The sequence below is a fragment of the Streptomyces sp. NPDC005566 genome (assembly GCF_040605575.1).
Taxonomy (GTDB): Bacteria; Actinomycetota; Actinomycetes; order Streptomycetales; family Streptomycetaceae; genus Streptomyces.
In genome coordinates this window covers 211,622-236,029 of record NZ_JBEXDB010000015.1, presented here as the reverse complement: position 1 = coordinate 236,029, position 24,408 = coordinate 211,622, and the positions used below count along the sequence as shown (strand labels likewise).

Annotated in this window: 25 protein-coding genes; 15 read left to right on the top strand and 10 right to left on the bottom strand. The window is 71.5% G+C overall.

Annotated elements, in window-relative coordinates:
• Positions 1-154: 154 nt before the first annotated feature.
• Positions 155-541 carry a VOC family protein gene (locus tag ABZS61_RS24255; protein WP_356424897.1) on the bottom strand — a complete coding sequence of 129 codons (387 nt, stop codon included), beginning with the start codon at positions 539-541 and terminating at the stop codon, positions 155-157.
• A 391-nt stretch (positions 542-932) separates the two neighbouring features.
• Between ABZS61_RS24255 and ABZS61_RS24250 the strand changes: the two genes are divergently transcribed.
• Complete coding sequence (locus ABZS61_RS24250; protein ID WP_356424894.1) at positions 933-1,508, top strand: DUF6328 family protein; 576 nt, start codon at positions 933-935, stop codon at positions 1,506-1,508.
• Positions 1,509-1,513: 5 nt separating this feature from the next.
• On the opposite strand, the gene ABZS61_RS24245 is transcribed toward ABZS61_RS24250, so the two are convergent.
• The 3 genes from ABZS61_RS24245 to ABZS61_RS24235 all read right to left on the bottom strand — a co-directional run bounded on the left by ABZS61_RS24245 (position 1,514) and on the right by ABZS61_RS24235 (position 3,152).
• Positions 1,514-2,323 carry a VOC family protein gene (locus ABZS61_RS24245; RefSeq protein WP_356424891.1) on the bottom strand — a complete coding sequence of 270 codons (810 nt, stop codon included), beginning with the start codon at positions 2,321-2,323 and terminating at the stop codon, positions 1,514-1,516.
• 163 nt (positions 2,324-2,486) lie between these two features.
• Entirely contained in the window at positions 2,487-2,816 is a 330-nt protein-coding gene (locus ABZS61_RS24240; protein WP_356424888.1) for a DUF6479 family protein, read from the bottom strand.
• Positions 2,817-2,918: 102 nt separating this feature from the next.
• Positions 2,919-3,152, bottom strand: coding sequence for a hypothetical protein (locus ABZS61_RS24235; RefSeq protein ID WP_356424886.1), 234 nt, complete (start codon positions 3,150-3,152; stop codon positions 2,919-2,921).
• Between the two features lie 77 nt (positions 3,153-3,229).
• Here ABZS61_RS24235 and ABZS61_RS24230 point away from each other — a divergent pair, with 77 nt between their 5' ends.
• From ABZS61_RS24230 to ABZS61_RS24205, 6 genes are all read left to right on the top strand, one after another.
• Entirely contained in the window at positions 3,230-3,625 is a 396-nt protein-coding gene (locus ABZS61_RS24230) for a hypothetical protein (protein ID WP_356424883.1), read from the top strand.
• Positions 3,626-3,660: 35 nt separating this feature from the next.
• Entirely contained in the window at positions 3,661-4,233 is a 573-nt protein-coding gene (locus tag ABZS61_RS24225) for a 2Fe-2S iron-sulfur cluster-binding protein (RefSeq protein WP_356424880.1), read from the top strand.
• On the top strand, positions 4,230-5,228 hold the full coding sequence (locus ABZS61_RS24220) for a xanthine dehydrogenase family protein subunit M (protein ID WP_356424878.1): 999 nt from the start codon (positions 4,230-4,232) through the stop codon (positions 5,226-5,228). The genes ABZS61_RS24225 and ABZS61_RS24220 overlap by 4 nt, the downstream gene beginning before the upstream one ends.
• 40 nt (positions 5,229-5,268) lie before the next feature.
• Positions 5,269-7,365, top strand: a complete 2,097-nt coding sequence (locus ABZS61_RS24215; protein ID WP_356424875.1) for a xanthine dehydrogenase family protein molybdopterin-binding subunit — start codon at positions 5,269-5,271, stop codon at positions 7,363-7,365.
• Between the two features lie 153 nt (positions 7,366-7,518).
• Positions 7,519-7,986 carry an ATP-binding protein gene (locus tag ABZS61_RS24210; protein WP_356424872.1) on the top strand — a complete coding sequence of 156 codons (468 nt, stop codon included), beginning with the start codon at positions 7,519-7,521 and terminating at the stop codon, positions 7,984-7,986.
• A gap of 151 nt (positions 7,987-8,137) precedes the next feature.
• Positions 8,138-9,556, top strand: coding sequence for an NADP-dependent succinic semialdehyde dehydrogenase (locus tag ABZS61_RS24205; protein ID WP_356424869.1), 1,419 nt, complete (start codon positions 8,138-8,140; stop codon positions 9,554-9,556).
• Positions 9,557-9,640: 84 nt separating this feature from the next.
• On the opposite strand, the gene ABZS61_RS24200 is transcribed toward ABZS61_RS24205, so the two are convergent.
• Both ABZS61_RS24200 and ABZS61_RS24195 read right to left on the bottom strand, forming a co-directional pair.
• Positions 9,641-10,048 (bottom strand): hypothetical protein, encoded by a 408-nt coding sequence (locus tag ABZS61_RS24200; protein WP_356424866.1) that lies wholly within the window; start codon positions 10,046-10,048, stop codon positions 9,641-9,643.
• Between the two features lie 136 nt (positions 10,049-10,184).
• Positions 10,185-11,300, bottom strand: a complete 1,116-nt coding sequence (locus ABZS61_RS24195; protein WP_356424863.1) for a chemotaxis protein — start codon at positions 11,298-11,300, stop codon at positions 10,185-10,187.
• A 155-nt stretch (positions 11,301-11,455) separates the two neighbouring features.
• Here ABZS61_RS24195 and ABZS61_RS24190 point away from each other — a divergent pair, with 155 nt between their 5' ends.
• On the top strand, positions 11,456-11,950 hold the full coding sequence (locus tag ABZS61_RS24190; RefSeq protein ID WP_356424860.1) for a DUF1269 domain-containing protein: 495 nt from the start codon (positions 11,456-11,458) through the stop codon (positions 11,948-11,950).
• Positions 11,951-11,990: 40 nt separating this feature from the next.
• Positions 11,991-13,343: a glutaminase A gene (gene glsA, locus ABZS61_RS24185; RefSeq protein ID WP_356424857.1), complete on the top strand. Its 1,353-nt coding sequence runs from the start codon at positions 11,991-11,993 to the stop codon at positions 13,341-13,343.
• Between the two features lie 3 nt (positions 13,344-13,346).
• Here glsA and ABZS61_RS24180 read toward each other — a convergent pair whose 3' ends face one another.
• Positions 13,347-14,171: an endonuclease gene (locus ABZS61_RS24180; protein ID WP_356424854.1), complete on the bottom strand. Its 825-nt coding sequence runs from the start codon at positions 14,169-14,171 to the stop codon at positions 13,347-13,349.
• A 247-nt stretch (positions 14,172-14,418) separates the two neighbouring features.
• Between ABZS61_RS24180 and ABZS61_RS24175 the strand changes: the two genes are divergently transcribed.
• The 4 genes from ABZS61_RS24175 to ABZS61_RS24160 all read left to right on the top strand — a co-directional run bounded on the left by ABZS61_RS24175 (position 14,419) and on the right by ABZS61_RS24160 (position 19,239).
• Positions 14,419-14,631: a hypothetical protein gene (locus tag ABZS61_RS24175; protein ID WP_356424851.1), complete on the top strand. Its 213-nt coding sequence runs from the start codon at positions 14,419-14,421 to the stop codon at positions 14,629-14,631.
• A 59-nt stretch (positions 14,632-14,690) separates the two neighbouring features.
• Positions 14,691-15,848: a methyltransferase gene (locus ABZS61_RS24170; protein WP_356424848.1), complete on the top strand. Its 1,158-nt coding sequence runs from the start codon at positions 14,691-14,693 to the stop codon at positions 15,846-15,848.
• A 205-nt stretch (positions 15,849-16,053) separates the two neighbouring features.
• On the top strand, positions 16,054-16,941 hold the full coding sequence (locus ABZS61_RS24165) for an oxygenase MpaB family protein (RefSeq protein WP_356424845.1): 888 nt from the start codon (positions 16,054-16,056) through the stop codon (positions 16,939-16,941).
• A 27-nt stretch (positions 16,942-16,968) separates the two neighbouring features.
• Positions 16,969-19,239: a serine/threonine-protein kinase gene (locus tag ABZS61_RS24160; RefSeq protein WP_356424842.1), complete on the top strand. Its 2,271-nt coding sequence runs from the start codon at positions 16,969-16,971 to the stop codon at positions 19,237-19,239.
• Between the two features lie 7 nt (positions 19,240-19,246).
• Here ABZS61_RS24160 and ABZS61_RS24155 read toward each other — a convergent pair whose 3' ends face one another.
• A complete protein-coding gene (locus tag ABZS61_RS24155) occupies positions 19,247-19,867 on the bottom strand; it encodes a DinB family protein (protein WP_356424839.1) in 621 nt (206 codons plus the stop codon).
• A gap of 236 nt (positions 19,868-20,103) precedes the next feature.
• On the opposite strand from ABZS61_RS24155, the gene ABZS61_RS24150 reads away from it, so the two are divergent.
• Positions 20,104-21,678: an NAD(P)/FAD-dependent oxidoreductase gene (locus ABZS61_RS24150; RefSeq protein ID WP_356424835.1), complete on the top strand. Its 1,575-nt coding sequence runs from the start codon at positions 20,104-20,106 to the stop codon at positions 21,676-21,678.
• 15 nt (positions 21,679-21,693) lie between these two features.
• Here ABZS61_RS24150 and ABZS61_RS24145 read toward each other — a convergent pair whose 3' ends face one another.
• On the bottom strand, positions 21,694-22,668 hold the full coding sequence (locus ABZS61_RS24145) for an acetylxylan esterase (protein ID WP_356424832.1): 975 nt from the start codon (positions 22,666-22,668) through the stop codon (positions 21,694-21,696).
• 4 nt (positions 22,669-22,672) lie between these two features.
• On the bottom strand, positions 22,673-23,731 hold the full coding sequence (locus ABZS61_RS24140; protein ID WP_356424938.1) for a polysaccharide lyase family 8 super-sandwich domain-containing protein: 1,059 nt from the start codon (positions 23,729-23,731) through the stop codon (positions 22,673-22,675).
• 48 nt (positions 23,732-23,779) lie between these two features.
• Here ABZS61_RS24140 and ABZS61_RS24135 point away from each other — a divergent pair, with 48 nt between their 5' ends.
• Positions 23,780-24,313: a substrate-binding domain-containing protein gene (locus ABZS61_RS24135; RefSeq protein WP_356424829.1), complete on the top strand. Its 534-nt coding sequence runs from the start codon at positions 23,780-23,782 to the stop codon at positions 24,311-24,313.
• Positions 24,314-24,408 lie beyond the last annotated feature (95 nt).

Here is a 24,408-nt window from a genome sequence, read left to right as displayed (position 1 = left end):
AAAAAACATAAAAAGCAAAACATCTTACGGTTGTAGGTGTTGGTATTTCAGCGGGTGGCCCTCCCCACCCCCCCCCGCAGCCCCCCCCCCCCGGGGGGGGGGGCCCCCCCGCCCCCCCGCCCGCGCCACTCGGATGCGCTACTGACAGCCGCTGTTACGACCAGCCGCCGTACGGGCGGGTGATGAGTTCCATCCCGTGCCCGCTCGGGTCGGGGAAGTAGATCCCGCGCCCGCCGTCGTTGTGGTTGATCTCGCCGGGGAGCTTCTGATGGGGATCGGCGTAGTACGTGATCCCCTGCGCCTTGATCCGCTCGAAGGCCGTGTCGAACTCCGCCTCGGAAATGAGGAACGCATAGTGCTGAGCGGTGATCGATTCGGCGGGAATGGTCGCGAAATCCAGTGTGACGCCGTTCGCGAGAACGAGCGGAATGAAGGGGCCCCATTCCCTCCCGGCGCCCAGGCCCAGAACGTGCGCCAGGAAATCGGCGGACTCACGGTTGTCCCGGCAGTGAATGATGGTGTGATTCAGCTCGACTGACACTGTGGAATGCCTCCAACAGGCATCTCACGGGCTACCTCCACGCCTCACCCGGACGGTGACCGACGCGCGATGCCGTACACAAGATCTTAGGCGAGAGGTCACGGTGCGTCGAGGGCTTGGCCTCTGATCGCCCGGTTTCGGCCGATTGCCGGCCGCCGTCCGTACCGGCGGAGGTGGAGGGCGACACCCCGGCCGACGTGGTGAATTCCCAGGCAGGTGCCACTATGGACAGCACGCGCGAGTGTGCCGTCCCCCGGCGCACAGCCGGTTCCGCCGGTACGGGCCCGGCCCGCAATGGCCTGGACGGATCGCCACGTGGTTTCCCCCTGCGAGGATTCGCAGCGCGACCGCGGGGCACCAGTACCACCCACTCGACGTGGTGGAGGCACTGATGGGACGGATATCGGCGGGCGCCGGTGGCAATGGTGGGAATCGGGGCGCGGCGGCCCGGAGCGGCCGTGAGGAGACGGAGGAGGAGCGGGCGGACCGGCAGTGGACAGATCTGCTGCAGGAGCTGCGGGTTGCCCAGACCGGCGTGCAGATCCTTTTCGGTTTCCTGCTCGCGGTGGTCTTCCAGCCCCGGTTCGCCGACCTCTCCATCGCCGACCGGAATATTTACGTCGTCACCGTCATGCTGGGATCGGCCACCGCTGCCGCACTGATAGGGCCGGTGTCCTATCACCGGCTGCTCACCGGCAGACGGATGAAGCCGCAGACCGTGACCTGGGCATCGCGCCTGACGAAGCTGGGGCTCGGACTGCTCTTCTGCACGATGTGTTCGACCCTGCTGCTCATCCTGCGGGTGGCGCTCCACAACGTCCTGGCCCTGTGGCTGGTGGGCGCGATGGCGCTGTGGTTCCTGGCTTGCTGGTTCCTCTTCCCGTTGTGGGCCATCGCCCGGGGCGGAAACCCGAAGTCCGGCGACGGTGGCCGACCCGGCGACGGGGACTCCGGTTCGGCCGCATGACCCGTTCAGTCGTCGTCCGTGTCGGCGGGGCTGCGTACATCCGTCACGGTGAACAGCCCGCCGTCCGGGTCACGCAGCGTCGCCTCGCTGCCGTGGGGCACACTGCGCCGCTCCATGAGTGTGCCCCCGTGCTGCTCCGCGAGGTGGACCGTCGCCGTCACATCGGTGGTCGGGAACTGCACCTGCCAGTGAGGGCGCACCATGGGGTCGGGGGCGGCCTCGACGGCCCCGGAGCTGATCCGGGCCAGCGGGCGGCCGTCACAGCGCACGAGGACCTCCTCCTTGACGTAGGAGACCTCGCAGCAGCCGGGCGCCCCGCTCTCCCAGTCGAGTACCTCGCCGTAGAAGATCGCGGCGTCGAAGGCGTTCCTGGTGCGCAGCCTGAGCCAGGCGTGCGCCCGGTGCCCGGACGGTGCGAGGGAGGCCGCGCGCCCCGTCCACTCCCAGACGCCGAAGGACGCGCCGTCCCGGTCGGCGGCCAGGACGGCGCGCCCCTTGCCGATGGTCAGCGGGCCCACCGCGACCGTGCCGCTGCGTTCGCGGATGCGGGCCGAGGCCACATCGGCGTCCCGGACCGAGAAGTACGGGGTCCAGGCCACGCCGACCTGGTAGGCGGAGGCGACTGCGCCGATTCCCGCCACGGGCACTCCGTCCGAACGGGCCATGGCGTAGTCCTTGCCCAACGGGCCGGTGCGGAACGTCCAGCCGAGGACGGCACCGTAGAAGCGCTGAGCGGCACCCAGCTCCCGGGTCACGAGATGGACCCAGCACGGCGCTGTGGCGCCGGTCAGCGGTGCCGGTTCGCTTGCGGTCATGGGCGCTCTGCCTTATCGGTTCTGCGGCATGACTTCTTCGGTGCCGCGGGGGCCAGCACCAGCCTCATGTGTGCCGACCGGTCCCGCAACACGCCACCTCCTCGCCGTCGGGTCGGCGAGGAGGTGGCGGCAGGATGTGCGTTCGGGCCCGGGCGCCCGCGTCTCAGTCACGCGGGCGGTCGGTGTCGGGCGGGATCACCTCGTTGCCGTGGCTGCCGAGCTCGTAGGGCGAGAGTCCCCGGCCGTTGTCGGGAAAGTTGTCCGATCCGTGCTTGTCGCTCTCCCGGATCTCCGTCCGGTGATCGGGGCGGTGCGGCTGCTCCTCGGGGCGCGGCGGCGGAAGTTCCTGGTCCCGGCGCCGCATGCCCCACCAGAAAGCGCCGATCAGCACGACCGCCACGGCAAGCCCTGCGATGCCGACGACAACCCCGATCGTGCCGGGCCCGGCAAGGGTGACGGCGAGAGAATCCCTGACTCCGTTTGTTACGTCCATGCATGGCGCATACCCGCGAGGATCGAAAACAGACAGTTGGCGAAGGTAATTCATATTTTGTGACGGTGTCCTGGTGAAAGGGTTTCACGCGGGTGGAACCGGCTACACGATCACCAGGGGGCAGGTCGCCCCTTCGGCCCGGCCCTCCGCCGGGCTGAACCGGCTCGTGTCGCCGACGCGCAGCCACCGGGTGAGCCTGGAGTGGGTGCACCCCGGGGCAGGCCGCGCCTGCGCGTCCGAACGGGGCGGAGTGCCCGCTTGCACGGGAGCCGCGGCCCCGCGTACCGCGCCGTCACCCGGACCGGCCATCGTCTGGCCCTCCACGTGGGCTCGCACGAGTGAACTGGGCGGCCGGCTGGTGACGATCCGCCCCGGCAGCGGTATCGCCTTCCTCGAAGCCGAAAGGAACCACTGTGAACAGCACGGACGTACAGGCCCAGGAGCACCGGGAGAGCGGCGACGTAGTGGTGGCGGTGACCGGTTGCCCGAAGGAGGACGCGCGCACCGTGTTCGACGTGCTGCGCCGCGCCTTCGTCTCCGACCGCCCGGCGAGCGACACCCCCGAGGAGGTGTCGACGACACGCCCGACCGTCTGGACGGCGACCGTCGATGTGTCCGAGGAACGCGCCGGTGCCCGGCCCACACAGCTGTCCGCGCCCGTGACCGTCGAGGCGCAGGGCGGCTACTGGGCCGTCGACCGCCTCCGTCAGCACCTGGCGGACACCTTCACCGTCCGAGTCGTGGGGACGGCCGCAGGTGACCAGGAACAGGAGATCCGGCTGCGACTGGAGAGCCGCGGCCCCGCGTGATGCCCGCACCGCACGAAACCGGAAGGCGCCAGTCCATGGACCTCACCTCCAGGGAGGGCGATCCGGACACCGGACAGGTTCCCCTTCCGAGCACCCGCTCGACCTTCACCCTGCACATCAACGGCACCGCACGGACGGTGACGCTCGATCACCGCACCACTGTGCTGGACGCGCTGCGCGAGCACCTCGGACTCACCGGTTCGAAAAAGGGCTGCGACCACGGTCAGTGCGGTGCCTGCACCGTGCTCGTCGACGGCCGACGCGCCAACAGCTGCCTGCTGTTCGCCGTCGCTCAGGAGGGTGCCCGTATCACCACCGTCGAAGGGCTGGCCGACGGCGACCGGCTGCACCCCCTGCAGGCGGCCTTCCTGGAGAGGGACGCCCTGCAGTGCGGCTACTGCACCTCCGGGCAGATCTGTTCGGCGGTCGGCATGCTCGGCGAGGCGGCGGACGGATTTCCCTCCCACGTCACCCCGTGCACGGCAACCGCCCCCGACGGCCCGGCGGCCCTGGGGCCGGAGGAGATCCGCGAACGGATGAGCGGCAATCTCTGCCGGTGCGGCGCGTACCCCCACATCGTCCGAGCGATCGAGGACGTGGCCCCGTGAAACCCTTCGCCTATCTGCGCCCCGGCTCCGTGGCCGAGGCCGTCCGCGCCTGCGCCGAGCGCCCCGGAGCCCGGTTCCTCGGCGGCGGCACCAACCTCGTCGACCTGATGAAGCTCGGTGTGGAGTCGCCCGGGCTGCTCATCGACGTCAGCCGGCTCCCCCTGGACCGGGTGACGCGGACGGACGACGGCGGTCTCCGGATCGGTGCGACCGTACGCAACAGCGACCTCGCCGCCCACCCCGATGTGCGGACCGGCTACCCCGCCCTGTCGCAGGCTCTCCTCGCCGGTGCCTCCGGGCAGCTCCGGAACACCGCCACAACCGGCGGGAACCTGCTCCAGCGCACCCGGTGCCCGTACTTCCAGGATGTCTCCAAGCCCTGCAACAAGAGAACTCCGGGCTCCGGCTGCCCGGCCCGTGAGGGCACTCATCGCGATCTCGCGGTGCTCGGCCACTCGGCGGACTGCGTTGCCACCAACCCCTCGGACATGGCAGTCGCCCTCGCGGCCCTCGACGCCACCGTCCGGCTGCACGGACCCGAGGGCGAACGGACCGTGCCCGTCACCGGCTTCCACCGGCTGCCGGGCGACAACCCGGACCAGGACACCGTGATCAGGCCCGGCGAGCTGATCACCGAAGTGGTGCTGCCGCCGCGTCCGGACGGCGCCGCCTCCCTGTACCGCAAGGCCCGCGACCGCGCCTCGTACGCCTTCGCGCTCGCCTCCGTCGCCGCCGTGCTGACCGTCCGCGACGGCCGCGTCGAACAGGCTTCGCTCGCCTTCGGCGGACTCGCCCACCGGCCGTGGCGCGCCCTGGCCGCAGAAGAGGTGCTGCGGGGTGCACCCGCTACCGACGAGACCTTCGCCCGGGCGGTGGACACCGAACTCGAAGCTGCCAGGCCTCTGCGGGACAACGGCTTCAAGGTCACCCTGGCACGCAATCTGGCGATCGGGGCCCTGGCGGAACTCGCCGCCCTGCCCGCACCGCCCCGCTGAGCAGCCCGGCCCGCACTCCGACGAACCGAGGACCTCCGCCATGAGTCACCCAACCCAGCCCCCCGGCGCCCCCGTCGTCCGACGCGAGGGGCGGGAGAAGGTCACCGGTACGGCCCGGTACGCCGCGGAGCACACCCCGCCCGGCTGCCTGTACGGCTGGATCGTTCCTGCCACCGTCCCCAGCGGGCACGTCACCGCGACCCGTACCGCCGACGCCCTCGCCGTACCGGGGGTGCACACCGTCCTGACCCTGGACAACGCGCCCCGCCTGAAGGAACCCGACGACCCGGTCCTCTCCGTCCTCCAGGACGACCGGGTTCCGCACCGGGGCTGGCCCGTCGCCCTCGTCCTGGCCGAGAGCCTCGAAGCCGCCCGGGCCGGCGCGGCGGCCGTCCGTGTCGAGTACCGGACGACCGACCACGACGTGATCCTCACCCCGGAGCACCCCGGCCTCTACACCCCCGAGGAGGCCAACGGTGGCCACCCCGCGGTACGCGAACGTGGCGACGCCGACGCCGCGTTCGCCGGCGCCCCGGTTCGGATCGACGCCACGTACACGCTCGGAGGCCTGCACAACCACCCCATGGAACCGCACGCCTCCACCGCCCGGTGGGCCGACGGGCACCTGACCGTCCACGACTCCAGCCAGGGCTCCACCACGGTGCGCGACAGCCTCGCCCGGGCACTGGGCATCGAGCGGGACCGCATCACCGTCGTCTCCGAGCACGTCGGCGGCGGCTTCGGCTCCAAGGGCACCCCGCGCCCTCAGGTCGTCCTGGCCGCGATGGCCGCGGGCCACACCGGACGCCCGGTCCAACTCGCCCTGCCCCGCCGGTACATGGCGGCGATCGTCGGCCACCGGGCGCCCACCGTGCAGCGGGTGCGGCTGGGTGCCGACCGCGACGGCGTGCTCGTCTCCGTCTCCCACGAAATCGTCACGCACACCTCGACGATCAAGGAGTTCGTCGAACAGGCCGCCGTACCGGCCCGCGTCATGTACGCCTCACCCCACAGCCGCACGGTGCACCGGGTGACAGCCCTCGACGTACCCAGCCCTTCCTGGATGCGGGCACCGGGCGAGGCGCCGGGAATGTACGCCCTCGAATCCGCCATGGACGAACTGGCCTGCGCCCTGGGGATCGACCCGGTCGAACTGCGCCTGCGCAACGAACCGGCGGCCGAACCCGACAGCGGACGCCCGTTCAGCAGCCGCAACCTCGCAGCCTGCCTGAACGAGGGTGCCCGGCGGTTCGGCTGGCACGACCGGGACCCGAGCCCCGCCGCCCGGCAGGAGGGGCCGTGGCTGCTCGGCACCGGGGTCGCCTCGGCAACGTACCCGGTGCTCGTCTCGAAGTCCGCCGCCTCCGCGCACGCCGCACCGGACGGCTCGTTCCGTATCGGGGTGAACGCCACCGACATCGGTACCGGCGCCCGCACCGTCCTGGCGCAGATCGCCGCCTCGGTACTGGGCACCCCGCAGGAGAACGTCCGTATCGACATCGGCAACAGCGACCTGCCGGCGGCTTCCGTGGCCGGCGGCTCCTCGGGCACGGCGTCCTGGGGATCGGCGGTGCACAAGGCGGCCACCGCCCTGGTGGACCGGCTCGCCGGACATGACGGGCCGGTCCCGCCGGAAGGCATCACCGTCACGGCGGACACGGAACAGGAGGCGGGGGAGGAGTCCCCGTACGCCCGGCACGCCTTCGGCGCCCACTTCGCCGAGGTGGCGGTCGACTCCCTCACGGGCGAGGTCCGCGTGCGGCGGATGCTGGGCGTCTTCGCCGCCGGGCACATCCTCAACTCCCGCACGGCGCGCTCCCAGTTCATCGGAGGCATGGTCATGGGTCTCGGCATGGCCCTCACCGAGGGCAGCACCATGGACCCGGTCTTCGGGGACTTCACCGAAAGTGACCTGGCCTCCTATCACGTGCCCTCGTGCGCCGACGTCCCCGACATCCAGGCGCACTGGATCGACGAGGACGACCCCCACCTCAACCCGATGGGCAGCAAGGGAATCGGTGAGATCGGCATCGTCGGTACGGCGGCCGCGATCGGGAACGCGGTGCGGCACGCCACCGGGGCGCGGCTGCGCACACTTCCCCTCACCCCGGACAAACTGCTGCCCTACCTGCTGTGACACAGCGTGGCCAGGTCCCTCGGTTGCGCAACCGGCCCCCTCGGGTCACTCTGATGAGTGACCCAGAAGTGGATACTGCTCACGCTTCGTATTCGGGGGTCGTTGGTACAGACGGGGTGAAGTACGTGGGCCTCGCGGTGAGGAGCCTCGACGATGACCGTTCCACTCGACCGGCACTATCTGGTCGAACTGCAGGTGTCGGCAGAGCGCATTTCCCAGCTGCGGCGCATAGTCGCCGCGCACCTTCGTCACTGGAGTCTCGATCTGCACGTCCGGCCCGTGTGCCGGGCCGCGGAAGAGCTCCTGACCAACGTCCAGCGGCATGTCGGTGACGACAACAAGTGCGTCGTCGAACTCCGCTGGAGCGGCCGCCATCTGACGGTGTCCGTGGCCGACAACGATTCCCGGATGCCCAGGCTGCTCAGCGGCGGCGGCGGTGGCCTCAGTCGGGTCATGGCCCTCAGCGACAGCTGGGGCACCTGCCGGACCACCGACGGCAAGGTCGTCTGGTTCACGCGCTACGCCGAGACACCGCGGACCACCGGACTGCTCCCGCGGACGCCGCTCCCCGGCGGCCGTGCGTTCGTCGGCCGGCCCGACCCGGTGCCCGTCCTCGTGTGAGGAGCGGCCCGGCGCCCACCCGGTCGGCGCGGACCGCGTGCCTCGCGCACGCATGATCCGCGCCGGCCGGGTACGTGTGCACCACGGGTCGCGTTGCGCGGCAGGGCGTGGCGCGGCACGGTCGGAGAACCCATGCAAGGAGGCCACTGCCATGCCCATCGCGACGGTCAATCCCGCGAACGGCGAGACGCTCGCGACATTCGACGCACTGGACGAGCAGGAGACCGAGCGCAAGCTCGCCGCCGCCGACCGTGCGTTCCGCCGCTACCGGACCACGCACTTCGCCGAGAGGGCCCGCCTGCTGAACCGGGCCGCCGACCTCCTCGACGAGGACCAGCAGGACATCGCGCGCACCATGACCACCGAAATGGGCAAGCCCGTCAAGGCGGCCCGTGCGGAGGCCGCCAAATGCGCCAAGGCGATGCGCTGGTACGCGGCCAACGCCGAGCGCCTGCTCGCCGACGAACACCCCGAGGACACGGACGTCAAGGACTCCGGGGCGTCCAGCGCCCATGTGCACTACCGCCCGCTGGGCGTCGTCCTCGCGGTGATGCCGTGGAACTTCCCGCTCTGGCAGGTCATGCGCTTTGCCGCACCCGCCCTCATGGCGGGCAACACCGGGCTGCTCAAGCACGCCTCGAACGTGCCGCAGACCGCCCTGTACCTGGAGGACCTGTTCACCCGGGCCGGATTCCCCGCCGGGTGCTTCCAGACACTGCTCGTCGGTTCGGGCGCCGTCGAGGCGATTCTGCGCGACCCCCGGGTCGCCGCGGCGACCCTCACCGGCAGCGAACCGGCCGGCCGGGCGGTCGCCTCCGTCGCGGGTGACGAGGTGAAGAAGACCGTGCTGGAACTGGGCGGCAGCGACCCGTTCATCGTCCTGCCGTCGGCGGACGTCCGGAGGGCGGCGGATACGGCCGTCACCGCCCGCGTACAGAACAACGGGCAGTCCTGCATCGCGGCGAAGCGCTTCATCGTCCATGCCGACGTCTACGACGAGTTCGCCGAGCGTTTCGCCGCCGGGATGCGCGCCCTGACCGTGGGCGACCCGATGGAGGAGTCCACCGACGTGGGACCCCTCGCCAGCGAACAGGGCCGTACCGACCTGGAGGAGCTGGTGGACGACGCCGTACGCGCGGGCGCCGAGGTGCTGTGCGGCGGCGGCCGGCCCGAGGGCCTGGCCGGTGGCCTCGACCGGGGCTGGTTCTACTCCCCGACCGTTCTGGCCGGGATCACCCCAGGCATGCGCATCCATCAGGAGGAGACGTTCGGCCCGGTGGCGACGCTGTACCGGGTCGCGGATCTGGACGAAGCGGTGGACCTCGCCAACGACACGCCCTTCGGGCTCAGCTCCAACGTCTGGACGCGTGATCCGGGGGAGACGAGCCGCTGTGTACGCGATCTGGAGGCGGGCGGTGTCTTCTTCAACGGCATGACCGCTTCGCATCCGGCCCTGCCGTTCGGCGGAGTGAAGCGTTCCGGCTACGGGCGGGAGCTGGCCGGGCACGGCATCCGCGAGTTCTGCAATGTCACGACGGTCTGGCACGGCCCCGAGCCGGAGGTCCGCTAGGAACCACCGGTATCAGCACCCCGGCCGGCCCGCGGAGAAGCGGGCCGGCCGGGGGCGTGCGGGGGTGTCCGCGGTTTCGTGTGCTCAGCGCACCGTCGTGCGGACGACGGGCGAGACCGCGCCGCCGCCGACGATCCGGAGCGCGTTCTCGCCCTTGATGCCGAGCTTCACCCGCAGGCTGTAGCTGTTGCTGCCGCTGGTCTTCATGGCGGCGGGGAGCGAGACCCAGTGCTTGCCCTGCTTCTGCTGGAGGGCGACCGGCGTGCCGGAGCGGATGTTCTGGGCGGAACCGTGGATACGGAACTCCTGCCAGGCGCCGACGCTGGTCAGCGTCGCCTGCGCGGTGAGTGCGGGCCGCGTCGCCAGGTCCTCCGCGCTCGCCCCTGAGGGCGGTGCGGGGACACCGGACGACGCCGCTGCCCCGCCCACCGCGCCGGCCAGCACCGCCGCTGTCAGCAGGGCCGCTGCCGATGCGCGCCTGAATCGGTCCATGAATGGCTCTCCTTCGTGCACAAGCGTGATCAGTGAGATCCCGGAGCGCCAAACCTAGACATAATTCACATAATCTCCATGTAGGGACACGCCGTCAGAAGCACAGGACCGCCGGGATCCCGGCTGGGACAGATCGTCAGAAGCGCAGGACCGCCGAGATCCGGCCGTGGTCGGCGAGGGAGTCGTCGGCGACGAACGCCACCTCGCAGCCGCTGTCCAGTGCCGCCTCGACGAGCTCGTCGACGATGTCCTCGCGGACCTGGTCGTCGACCTTCCCGGTTCCTGCCGTGTCGACCGGCTCCAGGTGCTCGTCGGTGACCCTGACGGTCTGCTGGAAGTGCTCCTCCACCGCGACCAGTCCGGCGCGGCCCTCCCGCACCGCGGCCCACACCTCGTCGAGTCCGCCGGCGAAGGAGCGGCTGCCGCGGGCGTTGTCGAGCCTGCCCTGGATCTCGGCGGCTGCCTGCTTCCGCCGGTCCTCGAGCGCGGGGCGCAGATCCTTGAGCAAATCGGGCGCGGTCGTCTCCGGGGTCGTTCCCTTCGCGACCCTGCCGATCGCCGACTTGGAGCTCTCGCCGACCTCGTCGAGCAGTGCGAGTGCTGGCGCGAGGCCGACCAGGAACAGCGGCCGCGGGTCCGCCGCGAGTACCGCGCGCAGCTTCTCGTCGACGGAGCGCAGGAAGTTGCGCGCGTCCTCGCTGCTGTAGGTGCTCGGGGTGTCGCCGATCCGCTCCTCGCGCTGGGGGTTGGGAGCCTCGTGCGGAGCGGTGAGGGGGAATCCGCCGGTCCGCTCGCCGCGCAGGTCGTCGTTCGTGCCGGACCACAGGGTGGCGTGCTCGGCGGAGACGGCCAGTACCCAGAACAGCTGGGCCCCCGCCTTCGCCGCGACCAGGTTGCGGGTGAGGTAGGAGTCGCTCAGGACCACCCGTTCGGGTGTGGTGCGCGGCAGTTGCCAGATCTGGTAGCCCTCGGCGTCCGCGAGGACGACCAGGGCCTCCAGGGCGCGGCGCTGGTCCACCTCCTCGGCCGCCCGCTGGAGCTGCGCCTTCACCGCGGCCCCGGCCTCGCGGGAGACCCGGGGGTCGCTCTCCAGCCGGTTGCCTGCCTCGGCCACCAGGTTGCGCAGCCGTACGGAGTCCTGGGCGTTGTCGGGCGCCCGGCGGTGGGTCGGCATCGTCAGGGACAGGGCCGGATAGGGCCTGGTCGCTCTCAGTTCCTGCAGCAGACCGGCGGTCAGGGCGTCCGTATCCATCGTTCCCTCCCGGAGGGTTCGGGGCTCGCGGTGCTGGGGTGCCCGCTCCACGGTGGGGGCGGGTCGTTCGACCGGTGCGAGTCGTTCGGCGAGTCAATTCATACCTTTTGATCCTAATATGAGCGAATTGTTATGTTTTCCCCTGGAGGTATGCGATGTCCACGCTCACCGTGTGGAAGTTCCAGTCGGCCGAGGGCGCCGAGAACGTGGAGACGGCCCTGAAGTCCCTCCAGAAGGAAGGCCTGCTCAAGATCCTGGACGCCGCTGTCGTGACGTGGCCGGCCGAGAGCTCGAAGCCGAGGACGAAGCAGCTGATCAACCTCGTCGGCGCGGGTGCGCTGAGCGGCACCTTCTGGGGAATGCTCTTCGGGCTCATCTTCCTGATGCCGCTGCTCGGGGCGGCCATCGGAGCCGCGGCCGGGGCGCTCGGCGGGAAACTCGCCGACGTCGGCATCGACGACGACTTCATCGCCGAGGTCAAGCAGAAGGTGACCCCCGGGACTTCGGCGCTCTTCCTCCTCACCATGAACGAGGTGCCCAGCCGGATCGGGGAGTCCCTCCCGGGGGGCGGCGCCGAGCTGCTGCACAGCAACCTCGACACCGAGCGCGAGGCCAAGCTCCGCGACATCTTCGGTGACGACGCGCAATGAGCGAAGGGAGGCCGTTCCTCTCCGCCGGGACGGACCCGGGATGACCGCGTCCGAAGCCGTCACCGATGCCCTGCGCGAACTGCACTCCCGGTTCGTCGGGATGCGCGGCGGAGAACGGGCCGACTACATCCCGAAACTGACCAGAGCCGACCCGGACGACTTCGGGCTGGCACTCGTCAGCATGGACGGTCACTGCTACAGCGCAGGGGAGGCTGACGTCCCCTTCACCCTGCAGTCGGTCTCCAAACCCTTCGTCTACGCGCTCGCCCTGTCCTCGCTGGGCCTCGACGAGGTGAGCCGGTGGGTGGGCGCCGAACCGAGCGGTGAAGCCTTCAACGCCATCAGCCTGGAACCCCGCACCGGCCGGCCGGCCAATGCCATGGTCAACGCCGGAGCCATCGTCACCACCGCGCTGGTGCCCGGCACCCCGGCCCTCCCCGCCTTCGACCGCATCCTGATCTGTCTCAGCAGGTTCGCCGGACGACGGCTGGACGTCGACGAGGAGGTGTACGTGTCCGAGGCGGCGACCGGGGACCGCAACCGGGCGCTCGCCTACCTGATCCGCAGCACGGGCACCCTGCACGTCGACCCCGTGGCCGCCGTGGACACCTACTTCCGGCAGTGCTCCGTGCGGGTCACCGCCGTCGACCTCGCCATGATGGCCGCCACGCTCGCGCACGGCGGCGTCAACCCGATCACCAGCGAGAGCGTCGTCTCCCCGGCCGTCGCCGCTCAGGTCCTCGCGGTCATGGCCACCTGCGGCATGTACAACGCCTCCGGCGACTGGCTGCTGCGGGTCGGGCTGCCGGCCAAGAGCGGTGTGTCGGGCGGACTGATCGCCGCAGGCCCTGCACGCTTCGGCCTCGCCACCTACAGCCCGCCGCTGGACCCGGCCGGAACCTCGGTACGCGGACAGGCCGCGCTCGGCGCCCTGTCCGAGCGGCTCGGCCTCCACCTCATGAGGAACCCGGCACTCCCCGGCTCCACCGTCACGCTGGCCACCACTGCCGATGTGCTGCCCTCGGCCCCCGCCGGCCCGCGGGAGCGTGCCCTGCACGAACGGGTCGGCATCGTCGCGGCGCAGGGCGCCCTCGACTTCACCGCCGCGGAGCGCGTGCTCCACGCCCTGGACGAGTCGGGCCCCGAACAGACCGGTTCCGTCGTGCTCGATCTGCGCGAGGTGACCGGTGCCGACTCCCTGGCCCTCACCCTGCTGCACGCCGGGCTGGCCCGTCTGGCCGAGGACGGGCGCCGCGCTGCCGTCGTCGACCCGGGCAACCGGCTCGGCCCGCCCGACCTCGTCCGGGAGCGGACCGGCCAGGACCTGCCGCGCTACGGCACCCGCGAGGAGGCCGTGGAACGCTGCGCACAGGCCCTGGCCGGCCCCGACTGAGACCTACCAGATGGCCTCGACCCATTCGGGGTGGTCGATGAACGGGTTCCGGTTGTGCTGGTAGGTGTCGAATATGACGTCGTTGCGGTGCTGCTCGAAGCTGTCCGGCGGGTCCTCCTGGCTCCACTGCTTGAGCACGGAGAGCCGCCCGATGTTCGGGGCCGAACCGTTGCTCACGCTGTCGTTCGGTTCGAGGTCGGCGAAGGCGTCGCCACCCTCGTACCGCACGGCCATGTAGAGGATCATCCGGGCGACGTCGCCCTTGACCGCGTCGCGCGGTTCGAAGGAGTCACCGTCGGTGTAGTTGCCGGGCGCCCCCGACACACTGCTGCCGCCGTTGTCGAAGTCCTTGTTGCCGCGGATGGAGTTGACCTGGACGTCCTCGGGGCGCAGGTGATGGATGTCGGTGCCGGGCCCCGTCGCCGTACCGAAGTCGCCGTGCGACTTGGCCCAGACGTGCTCGCGGTTCCAGTCGCCGGTGTCGCCCCCGTTGCCGCTCTTGGCCTGCGAGCGGCCCGTGTAGAGGAGGATGACGTTGGCGGAGTTGGACGGGTCCTCGTCGGTGGCCTTGAGCGCGTCCCAGACCTGGCTGTACGAGAGCTTGGTCTGGTCGCTGATGATGGTGTGCAGGGAGCTCTTGAGCGCGGTGCCGGTCTTGCCGAGGGCGTCCTGGTAGTAGGTGTCGTCGAGGGCGACGAGTGATGCCGGGGCGGCAGTCGCGTCCTCGGGGGTCGCGGCGGGTGCGGTGGCTGCGACGCCGGTGATGACGGTGATCGCGGCAGCTGTTGCCAGCAGCGGACGCGCGTAGAAATGGCGACGACTGGACATGTGGGGTGTCCTCTCCGAACGGCGGGAACCGCGCCGCCGGCAGGGTAGACGGGCGGGGATGCGGTGCCACGGCGGCCATGTGATGTCTGGTCAGCCGGGAGCCTTCCACACGCACCGTGCCGGTCGTGTGAACGTTGCGTATTCATCATGTGCAAGTCAAGTGACGTCGTGCCGACCCGGCAGGTGGGGCATCGGATGCGGCGACGCCGCCCCGGCGCGAGAATTACCGCAAGGACGAGGAGGCGGTATGAGCGAAGAATCCGAATCCGTATCCGTACCCGTGCCGGAGATCAGGGGGGTGACCCCCGACCGACTGCTGCACACCGGCGGGAGCGACCGGCCCGCCGCGGAGGATCTGGTGCTCGCCTCCGGGCGGGACCTGACCCCCGCGACCCTGGAGTGGGCGCGGCGCAGGCTGGCCCAGGAGGGCCGGTCGGCCATTGACAAGCAGCTTCCGTAGAGGCCCCGGGCGGGGAGCGTGCGGGGTGCTTCCCGCCACTCGGTTAGCCTGAACGCAATATGAACCGTTTGACTACGTCACAGGGTGGGCTCGATCTCGCCCGATTCCCCGAGGACCCGCGCGACCCGTTCCGTGCCTGGGACGCCGCCGACGAGTACCTGCTGCGCCGGCTGGAGGATCCGGAGGGAGGCGAACCGGTCGACCTGACCGGCGAGGTCGTCGTGGTCGGCGACCGCTGGGGTGCCCTCGCGACCGCGCTCGCCGGACACGGCCCCGTGCAGATCACCGACTCGTACCTCGCCCAGCGGGCGACCGCGGCCAACCTGGCACGCAATGGTGCGGCGGCCGACTCCGTTCGGCTCCTGTCGGCGCGCGACACCCCGCCGGAGCGCGTCGACGTCCTGCTCGTACGGGTGCCGAAGAGCCTCGCGCTCCTCGAGGACCAGCTGCACAGACTCGCCCCCGCCGTCCACGCCGGGACCGTCGTCATCGGCACCGGCATGGTCAAGGAGATCCACACCTCCACCCTCAAGCTCTTCGAGCGGATCATCGGGCCGACCCGCACGTCGCTCGCGGTGAAGAAGGCCCGGCTCATCTTCTGCACCCCGGATCCGGCGCTGCCCCGGACCCCGAGCCCCTGGCCGCACCGCTACGACCTGCCCGAAGACGTCGGCGCCGTCTCCGGCCGGACCGTCACCAACCACGCCGGGATCTTCTGCGCCGAGCGCCTGGACATCGGCACCCGCTTCTTCCTGAAGCACCTGCCCGGGCGTACCGGCCCGGACCACGTCGTCGACCTCGGCTGCGGGAACGGCGTCGTGGGCACCTCCGCCGCGCTCGCCAACCCCGAGGCGTCCGTCACCTTCATCGACGAGTCGTACCAGGCGGTCGCCTCCGCGGAGGCCACCTTCCGGGCCAACACGGAGTCGGATGCCAAGGCAGACTTCCTGGTCGGTGACGGACTCGCGGACGTGCCCCCGGGAAGTGTGGACCTCGTCCTCACCAACCCGCCGTTCCACTCCCACCAGGCGGTCACCGACGCGACCGCCCGCACCATGTTCCAGGGAGCCCGGGCCGCACTGCGCCCGGGCGGTGAACTGTGGGTCGTCGGCAACCGGCATCTCGGGTACCACACGCAGCTGCGCCGGACGTTCGGCAACTGCACCACCGTCGCGGGCGATCCGAAGTTCGTGGTCCTGCGGGCCGTCAGACGCTGACCCGCAGGCAGCCGGGGGCGGGACCGCCCCCGGCCGCCCGCGCATGGCCCTGCCCCTCCCCGGAACGTGCACGGTTGCGGTAAGCATGGAGTGACGCCGAAGCGGCACAGCACCTTTCACGGTCTTCCGAGGGCGACCGCACCCCGGCACGACCCGGCCGCCGCGAGGCTTCCCCGTTCCACAGCCGAGCGGAAGCTACGAGCCGATGAGCGACGCAGACCCCGGCCTGTTCGGCCCCCGTTCCGTCACCTGGCAGATGCACGGGGACCCCATGATGTGGGTCGCCGGCGTACGCGCCCTCTACCTGCAGGCGCTCCACCCGCGCGCCGTACGCGGCGTCATGCAGAATTCGGACTTCCGCAAGGACGCCTGGGGGCGCCTGATGCGCACGGCCGACTTCGTCGGCACGCTCACCTACGACACCACCCGGGCAGCGGAGAGGAGCGGCGCCCGGGTCCGCAGGATCCACCGTCTCCTCAAAGCCACCGACCCGGAGACCGGCGAGAGCTACTGCATCGACGAGCCCGGACTCCTGCTCTGGGTGCACTGCGCCGAAGTCGACTCCTACCTCCAGGTGCAGCTCCGCTCGGGCTTCCCGCTCACCGGCGCCCAGGCCGACCGGTACCTCGGCGAACAGCGCGAGAGCGCCCGGCTCGTCGGCCTCGACCCCGTCGGCGTCCCCGCCACGACCGCGGCCCTCGCCTCCTACTTCGACCGGGTGCGCCCCGAACTCGCCGCCGGTCCGGAAGCGCTGGACGTCGACGACTTCCTGCACAACCCGCCGGTCCATGCCCTGCTGGCCCCGGCGCGTGCACTGCTGTGGCGGCGCGTGGCGGCACTCGCGTACGACTCCCTGCCCCCGTACGCCCACGAGCTGTACGGCAGGCCGGCGCCGCCCCCGGAAGCCGTCGACCGCCGCCTGCGCACCACCGGCACCGCCCTGCGCTGCATTCCCGCACGCATCCGCTGGTGCCTGCCACCCGGACACATTGTGAAGGCGATGGCACGACTCGGCCCAGGGAGCCGCCCCGCCCCGTACAAACTCCGCAGTCAGGCCGCCATACTGGACGGGCCGGGGAGGGCGCAGCAGTAGGCGATGCGACGGGGGCGACAGCAGGAGATGGCGGACACCAGGCTGATCCAGAGCCGGTACCGGCTGCTCGATCTGATCGGGCGCGGTGGCATGGGCGAGGTGTGGCGTGCCCGCGACGAGTCCCTGGGCCGCCAGGTGGCCGTCAAATGCCTGAAACCGATGGGGCCCCAGCACGACCCGTCCTTCACCCGCATCCTGCGCGAACGCTTCCGCCGCGAGGCGCGGGTGGCCGCGGCGCTCCAGCACCGAGGTGTCACCGTCGTCCACGACTTCGGCGAGTCCGAAGGCGTCCTCTACCTGGTCATGGAGCTCCTGGAAGGACGCAACCTCAGCCAGCTCCTCGAGGACAACAAGCAGAACCCGCTGCCCGTACCCGACGTCGTCGACATCGCGGAACAGGTCGCCGACGCCCTCGGCTACACCCACCAGCAGGGCATCGTGCACCGTGACCTCAAGCCCGCCAACATCATGCGGCTCGGCGACGGCACGGTGAAGATCTGCGACTTCGGCATCGCCCGGCTCGGACACGACATCGGCTTCACCTCACGCCTCACCGGCACGGGCATCGCCATGGGCACCCCGCACTACATGTCGCCCGAGCAGATCAGCGGCGGTGAGGTCGACCACCGCAGCGATCTCTACTCGCTGGGCTGTGTGCTGTACGAGATCGCCACGGGCGTACCGCCGTTCGACCTGGACGACGCCTGGGCGGTCCTCGTCGGACACCGTGACACCCAGCCCGAGCCCCTGCGCACCCACCGTGCCGAACTCCCCGGGTTCTTCGACCGGGTCGTCCTGGACCTGCTGGCCAAGACTCCCGAGGGGCGGCCCGCCGACGCCGGCGACCTGCGCAGGCGCATCACACTCGGACGCACCGGCGGGCAGACGCAGGGCCAGGACACCGGAAGGGTCCGGCTCGCCCCGCCCGCCCCCGTCCTGCACCCTGCCCGCCGGCCCGCGAGCGGCGCGCAGGGACTGCCGTCCTGGACCCGCAACATGACCACCGGTCACAAGGCGACCGGTGCGATACCCCCGGGAACGGCACCCATCGACCTCTCGCTCGGCCTGACCGGCTCCTGGACGACCGGAACCGACCTGAGGGTTCTGCCCGCCGGCCGTCCTGCGGCCGGGTCCGACCGGCCCACCCCGCCGCCCGAGCTGCTCGCCACCCTGGCCAGCCGGCACAGTGCGGGCCTCAACCTGGGGCGACTCGGCCACTGGGACGAGGCGGGCGAAGTGCACCGCGCGGTCGCCGCCGAACGCGAGCAGGCCCTCGGACCCGACCACCCCGACACCCTCTCCAGCCGGTACGAGGTCGGCTTCACCCTCAGCCGCACCGGACGCGCCACGGACGCCCTGCGCGAGTTCGGCCGGGTCGCGGACGGCCGCGAACGCACCCTGGGACCCGACCACCCGGAGACGCTTGGGGCCCGGCAGGAGACGGCGTACGTCCTGGGCCAGCTCGGCCGGCACTTCGAAGCCCACCAGGTGTACGCGGCGGTGCTCGCCTCCCGGGAGCGTTCGATGGGCCCGGACCATCCGGACACCCTGCGCTGCCGCCACAACCTGGCGTTCAACCTCAGCAGACTGGGGCGCGTGGAGGACTCGTACCGCATGGCCCGCGACGTGGCGAACGCCCGCAGCCGCCTCCTCGGCGCGACCCACCCGGACACCCTGGTCACGCTGTACGAAGTGGCGTACACGCTCGGCCAGCTGGGCCGGTGGCCGGAGGCATTGCAGACCTACCGCGACGTCGCGCAGGCCCGTGCCGTGGTGCTCGGGGCCGACCACCCGGACACCCTCTCCGCCCGCTACGAGGTCGGCATCAGCCTCGGCCGGCTGGGCCGCAGCGCCGAGGCGCTCGAGTTGTACCGCACGCTGGTCGACGACCGCACCCGGGCCGACGGAGCCGCCGACCCGGAGACCCTGCGCGCCCGGCACGGACTCGGCGTCAACCTGGGGCGGATGGCGCGCTGGGAGGAGGCGCTCGTCGAATCACGCGAGGTGTGCGCGATCCGGGAGCGCACCCTGGGACCCGACCACCCCGACACGCTCGTCAGCCGCCGGGAGGTCGCCGTCGGCCTGGGCTGGCTGGGCCGATGGGCCGACGCCCTCACGGACTACCGGAAGGTCGCCGAGGCCCGTGAGCGGGTCCTGGGCGCCGACCACCCCGACGCGCTCGCCAGCCGCAACGACGAGGCGCACTGCCTGGAACAGCTCGGGCGCAGCGCCGAAGCGGTGGACCTCTACCGACGGGTCGCGGCCCTGCGCCGGCAGCGCGGGACACCGCCGCACTGAGCGGACGTCAGATGTTCTGCCCGCGGTACAGGTCACGGAGCAGCGCGATCTCGGCCCCGTGATGCAGCAGCTCCTGGTTGACCCACCACACGATGTCGATGAACGGGTCCTCCGGGTCGCTGCCGTGCGGGTACGTGCTGTACCCGACCGTGTCGAGCGCGGTGTCGTCGGCGCCCAACAGGGCCGTTCGCCATGCGGCGGCCGCGGTCCCGAAGGCGGCGAGTGCCCCGGCCGCGTGCCCCTCGACGCGGAAGTCGTTCCGCGTCAGGCTGTGGCTGCCCGCCGAATGGTCGGCGCGCAGGGCCAGCAGCTCGGTGAGATGACTCAGGCGCCACGCGATGGTGGTGAACGGCGGTGGCGAGGGGTGCGGGAAGGCCGCTGTGTCGCGCCCCCAGTCACCGGTGCCGGCCAGAGCGGTCGCACGCGGTCCGGGACCCGCGGTACGCGGACGGACCGACCAGCAGTCCGGCACGGGCTCCCACAGGTACTCCTCGTCGGTCATCGGCGGGGCCTCGACGTCGGTGCCGTTGCCGCTGTCCACGACGGGTCCCGCCATCCGGTTGCCGAGGCGTCCACACGCCCAGTCGAACTGTTCGAGCAGTGGGGTCAGGCGTGCCGGTGTGGCCATGAACTCTCCTGTGACGGGGCCGGGCAGGGGTGCGGCAAGCAGAAGTGGGGCAAGCAGAGGTGGGGCACAGCGTTCCGGGGAGAGACCCTGCCACAGCCGCCCCGGGCCGCCCACCGATTTCCGTGCCGCTGCTTGCGGGCCCGCCCCGCCGCCCTCCCGGCACCCTCCCGTCACCCGGACACCGACACTCCCCGGCCCTCTGGCCAGGGATGATCGTTCCGTGTTACGAAGGGCCCATGTCCACAGACGAGACGCAGAAGCCCGGCACACCCGCGCACGACAGCTACGACACGGTGATCGTCGGCGGCGGCCACAACGGCCTGGTGGCCGCCGCCTACCTCGCCCGTGCCGGGCAGTCCGTCCTCGTCCTGGAGCGCCTCGGAAGCACCGGGGGAGCGGCCGTGTCCACCCGCCCCTTCGAGGGGGTCGACGCCAGGCTCTCCCGCTACTCGTACCTCGTCTCGCTGCTCCCGCAGAAGATCGTCCGCGATCTCGGCCTCGACTTCGCCGTCCGCAAGCGCACGGTGTCCTCGTACTCCCCGGCCGTGCGCGGCGGACAGGCCACCGGACTGCTCGTCGGCGGTGACAACACCCGGGCGTCCTTCGCGGAACTCACCGGCGACGACCGCGAGTACGAGGCCTGGCAGCGCTTCTACACGATGACGCAGCGCGTCGCCGAGCGTGCCTTCCCGACGCTCACGGAACCCCTGCCGACCCGCGACGGGCTACGGGCGCGGATCGACGACGCCGAAGCCTGGCGCACGCTGTTCGAGGAGCCCATCGGCGTCGCCGTCGAGGAGCGGTTCAGGGACGACCTCGTACGCGGAGTGGTGCTGACCGACGCCCTGATCGGCACCTTCGCCGATGCCCACGACCCGTCCCTGCTCCAGAACCGCTGCTTCCTCTACCACGTCATCGGTGGCGGCACCGGGGACTGGGACGTCCCGGTCGGCGGCATGGGAGCGCTCACCGATGCCCTGGCCGGAGCGGCCCGAGCGGCGGGCGCCGAGGTCCGCGTACGGCACGAGGCCACCCGCATCGAGACCGACGGGACCCACGCCGAGGTCACCGTCCGCTCGCCCGCCGGAGAACGGGTACTGGGCGCCCGCAGGGTGCTCGTCAACGCATCGCCGCAGGCGCTGGCCGCGCTCCTCGGGGACGAGCCGCCGGCCCGGGCGGAGGGGGCGCAACTGAAGGTGAACATGCTGCTCACGCGGCTGCCGAAGCTGCGTGACCACTCCGTCGACCCGCGCCGGGCGTTCGCCGGAACCTTCCACATCGCGGAGGGGTACGGGCAACTGGCCGACGCCTATCGCGAGGCGGCGGCGGGACGGCTGCCCGCCGCCCCGCCGTCCGAGATCTACTGCCACTCACTGACCGACCCGTCGATCCTCGGCCCCGACCTCGTGGCACGCGGCTACCAGACCCTCACCCTCTTCGGGCTGCACACCCCCGCCCGGCTCTTCGCCGCCGACAACGAGGCCACGCGCGCGGCCCTGCTCAAGGCCACCCTCGCAGAGCTCGACGCGCATCTGGAGGAGCCGATCGCCGACTGCCTGGCACTCGACGGCAACGGCGAGCCGTGCATCGAGGCGAAGACGCCGCTCGACCTGGAGGCGGACCTGAGGCTGCCCGGCGGCCACATCTTCCACCGGGACCTGTCCTTCCCGTACGCCGCCGAGGACACAGGCCGCTGGGGCGTCGAGACCGCACACGCCAACGTCCTGCTGTGCGGGGCGGGTGCCGTGCGCGGCGGCGGGGTCAGCGGGGTGCCCGGCCACAACGCCGCCATGGCGGCGCTGGGCCGGTGACGGACCGACCGTCGCCTATTGGCCGAACACTCCGCGCAGCGCGGAGAGCTTGCGCGGCAGGTCGTACTCCGCGCCGCCCTCGTGGCCGTTGTACGGGAACACCTCGATCTCGGCCGGACCGGCGTAGGCGTGGTAGGCCGCGTACACGGTCGAGGACGGGCAGATCCGGTCCATCAGCCCCACCGAGAACCACGCCGGAGCGGTCGCCCGTGCCGCGAAGTTGACGCCGTCGAAGTACGACAGGGTCTGCATCGCCTCCTCGACCCGGAAGCGGTGCCCCGACAGCCAGCGGGCGATCTCGGCGTAGGGTCCCGCGTCCGTGATCTGCGACCCGCGCCGGAAGTGGCACAGGAACGGCACATCGGCGACCGCGGCCGTCACGTCCTCGCGAAGCCCGGCCACGGCGAGGGCGAGGCCGCCGCCCTGGCTGCCGCCGAGGACGGCGACCCGGGAGGAGTCCACGGCCTCGTGGGCCCTGACCGCGTCGACGGCCCGTACCGCGTCGGTGACGAGCCGCCGGTAGTAGTGGCGGGAGGGGTCCTCGATGCCACGGGTGAGGAACCCGGGGGAGGAGGAACCATGCCCGTCGGGGCCGAAGTCGGGGGTGTCCGCGGTGTTCTTGCCGCCGCCGCCCTGGCCCCGGTTGTCCATGACGAGGTGGGCGTAGCCGAGTGCGCTCCAGGTCAGCCAGGAGTACGGGATGCCGCGGCCGCCGTTGTAGCCGATGTACTGCACCACCGCGGGCAGCGGCCCGGAGCGGACCCGCGGCAGCATCAGCCATGCCTTCACCGGCTGGCCGCCCCAGCCGCGGAACGTCACGTCGAACACGTCCACGGTCGCGAATCCGGCGTCGTGGGGCACGAACGAGGCGTCCAGGCCGTGCCGGGCCGTCTCGGTGAGTGTCTTCTCCCAGAAGGCGTCGAAGTCGGCGGGCTCCTCCGGCTGCGGCCGGTATGCGCGCAACCGCTCCAGGGGCATGTCGAACAGCAAGGGTCTAGCTCCTCTTCAGGGTGAGGTTGAGGGTTGCGCCGTGCCGGTTCGCCGTGTCGGCGGTGATCCGGATGCCCCGTCCGGTGGAGGTGGCGCTGACGCCCGGGTCCGCCGCGACGACCGTCAGGCCGCGTCGTGCGAGGTTCACGACCACCGAGGACCGCAGCTGTGTCGGGTCCGAGAGGGCCACCGTGACCGTCCGGCCGTCCGCTCGCACCAGCACCGAGGCGGGCCCGTCGGCGGTCAGCTCCTGCGCGGCGCCCGCGGTCCAGAAGTTCGCGGCGAGCAGACCGTCCGTGCGGCGGCGCACTGCGTGCACGGCCGTCGAGTCGGAGACGAGCTCCACCGAGGGTGTAGCCGCCCACTGCCTGGCGCGCGCGGCGGAGGCCGCCGGGGCCTGCAGCCAGAAGTAGCCGGCGCCGGACGGTGCCGCGCCGTGGTCCTGCCACAGCGTCAGGTAGGGGCGGGTGACGGGCGTGTCGGTGCCGTACTTGAGGTTGATCTCGCGCCAGGTCGCGGTCCGTTCCTCACGCAGGCCGCGCAGCGTGGTGGGCTTCGGGAAGACGTAGCCGCCGGTTCCTTCGGCGTGCAGCCACCGCACCCCGTCGACCTGCGCCGACCAGCCGGCCTCCGTCGGGGCGGCCTTGCCGTTGACGAGGAGCGCGGCGTGCGGGTCGCACAGCTTGCGGTTCTCCACGAGGGTTTCGACCTGTCCCGCGTCCGCCGTGATGCCGGAGCCTACGCACGCGATGACGTCGTCCAGGCAGAACCAGCTCTTGAGGCCGTGCAGCGAACTTCCGTACGCCCGCAGTTCCATGCCGTAGGCACCGAGCGTCGTCCCCGGCAGTGCGGTCCCGCCCGCCCAGTCGGCCGTGCTCGTCGTGCGCTGCCCCGCCGCGTCCGCCGGCCGGCCCGCGACGACCGTGGTGCCGGGCAGCCGGGCGGGGTCGACGGTGGGCCAGTAGTCCTCGCTGTAGTGCCCGAGGTCGTCGGTGTACAGCAGCACCATGCCGTCGGAGAGGTGCCAGCCGTGCAGATTCTCGTTCTGGATCGACTCGTAGATGTAGATCCGGCTCGAGTACGCCGAGATGCCCAGCGCGAACGACGGCCTGTGGCGTTCGTCGCCGGCTCGGTCAACAGCGTCAACCGCCGGGAGCGACTGCGCGGCTTCCGGGCCGCGCTCGAATCGGCGGCCCTCGACCCGGCCGACGCGATCGTGTGGCCCGGTGCGGACACCACCGAATTCGGGGACAAGGACGCCGCCGAGCTGGGCCGGAACGCCGCCCGGGAACTGCTGTCGGGGCCGCGCCCGCCCACCGGGTTCGTCGCGATCAACGACATGTGCGCGATCGGCGTCTGCCGCGGAGCCAAGGACGCCGGACTCCGTGCGGGGCGGGACGTCTCGGTGGTCGGGTTCGACGACATCCTGCTCGCCGATCTCTTCGAACCACCCCTGACCACGGTCCGCCAGCCGCTTCCGGAGATGGCGGCCGAGACCTTCCAGCGGCTGCGGGCCCGGATCGACTCGGCCCCGGGTGCCGGACGGTCGCTGCTGATCAGGCCCCGTCTGGTGGTACGGGAATCCACCGCACCTGCGCCGTCCGCCGCTTCGGCGCCGTCCCCCGCCCTGGCCGAGGCCGGATAGAGGCGACGCCGAACCGCCCCGCCAGGTCTCGGGACCGGGCGGGGCGGTGATGAGGAACGGGGCGGGTGGGTGCGGGTTTCACGCGCCCCGTTCCG

Bases quoted from the DNA above. Each gene is read 5' to 3' on its own strand.
- ABZS61_RS24190 (WP_356424860.1), top strand. From the start codon at position 11,456: ATGTCCACGCTCACCGTGTGGAAGTTCCAGTCGGCCGAGGGCGCCGAG.
- ABZS61_RS24225 (WP_356424880.1), top strand. From the start codon at position 3,661: ATGGACCTCACCTCCAGGGAGGGCGATCCGGACACCGGACAGGTTCCC.
- ABZS61_RS24160 (WP_356424842.1), top strand. From the start codon at position 16,969: ATGGCGGACACCAGGCTGATCCAGAGCCGGTACCGGCTGCTCGATCTG.
- ABZS61_RS24240 (WP_356424888.1), bottom strand. From the start codon at position 2,816: ATGGACGTAACAAACGGAGTCAGGGATTCTCTCGCCGTCACCCTTGCC.
- ABZS61_RS24150 (WP_356424835.1), top strand. From the start codon at position 20,104: ATGTCCACAGACGAGACGCAGAAGCCCGGCACACCCGCGCACGACAGC.
- ABZS61_RS24200 (WP_356424866.1), bottom strand. From the start codon at position 10,048: ATGGACCGATTCAGGCGCGCATCGGCAGCGGCCCTGCTGACAGCGGCG.
- ABZS61_RS24165 (WP_356424845.1), top strand. From the start codon at position 16,054: ATGAGCGACGCAGACCCCGGCCTGTTCGGCCCCCGTTCCGTCACCTGG.
- ABZS61_RS24250 (WP_356424894.1), top strand. From the start codon at position 933: ATGGGACGGATATCGGCGGGCGCCGGTGGCAATGGTGGGAATCGGGGC.
- ABZS61_RS24180 (WP_356424854.1), bottom strand. From the start codon at position 14,171: ATGTCCAGTCGTCGCCATTTCTACGCGCGTCCGCTGCTGGCAACAGCT.
- ABZS61_RS24170 (WP_356424848.1), top strand. From the start codon at position 14,691: ATGAACCGTTTGACTACGTCACAGGGTGGGCTCGATCTCGCCCGATTC.
- ABZS61_RS24210 (WP_356424872.1), top strand. From the start codon at position 7,519: ATGACCGTTCCACTCGACCGGCACTATCTGGTCGAACTGCAGGTGTCG.
- ABZS61_RS24215 (WP_356424875.1), top strand. From the start codon at position 5,269: ATGAGTCACCCAACCCAGCCCCCCGGCGCCCCCGTCGTCCGACGCGAG.
- ABZS61_RS24205 (WP_356424869.1), top strand. From the start codon at position 8,138: ATGCCCATCGCGACGGTCAATCCCGCGAACGGCGAGACGCTCGCGACA.
- ABZS61_RS24155 (WP_356424839.1), bottom strand. From the start codon at position 19,867: ATGGCCACACCGGCACGCCTGACCCCACTGCTCGAACAGTTCGACTGG.
- ABZS61_RS24195 (WP_356424863.1), bottom strand. From the start codon at position 11,300: ATGGATACGGACGCCCTGACCGCCGGTCTGCTGCAGGAACTGAGAGCG.
- glsA (WP_356424857.1), top strand. From the start codon at position 11,991: ATGACCGCGTCCGAAGCCGTCACCGATGCCCTGCGCGAACTGCACTCC.
- ABZS61_RS24175 (WP_356424851.1), top strand. From the start codon at position 14,419: ATGAGCGAAGAATCCGAATCCGTATCCGTACCCGTGCCGGAGATCAGG.
- ABZS61_RS24245 (WP_356424891.1), bottom strand. From the start codon at position 2,323: ATGACCGCAAGCGAACCGGCACCGCTGACCGGCGCCACAGCGCCGTGC.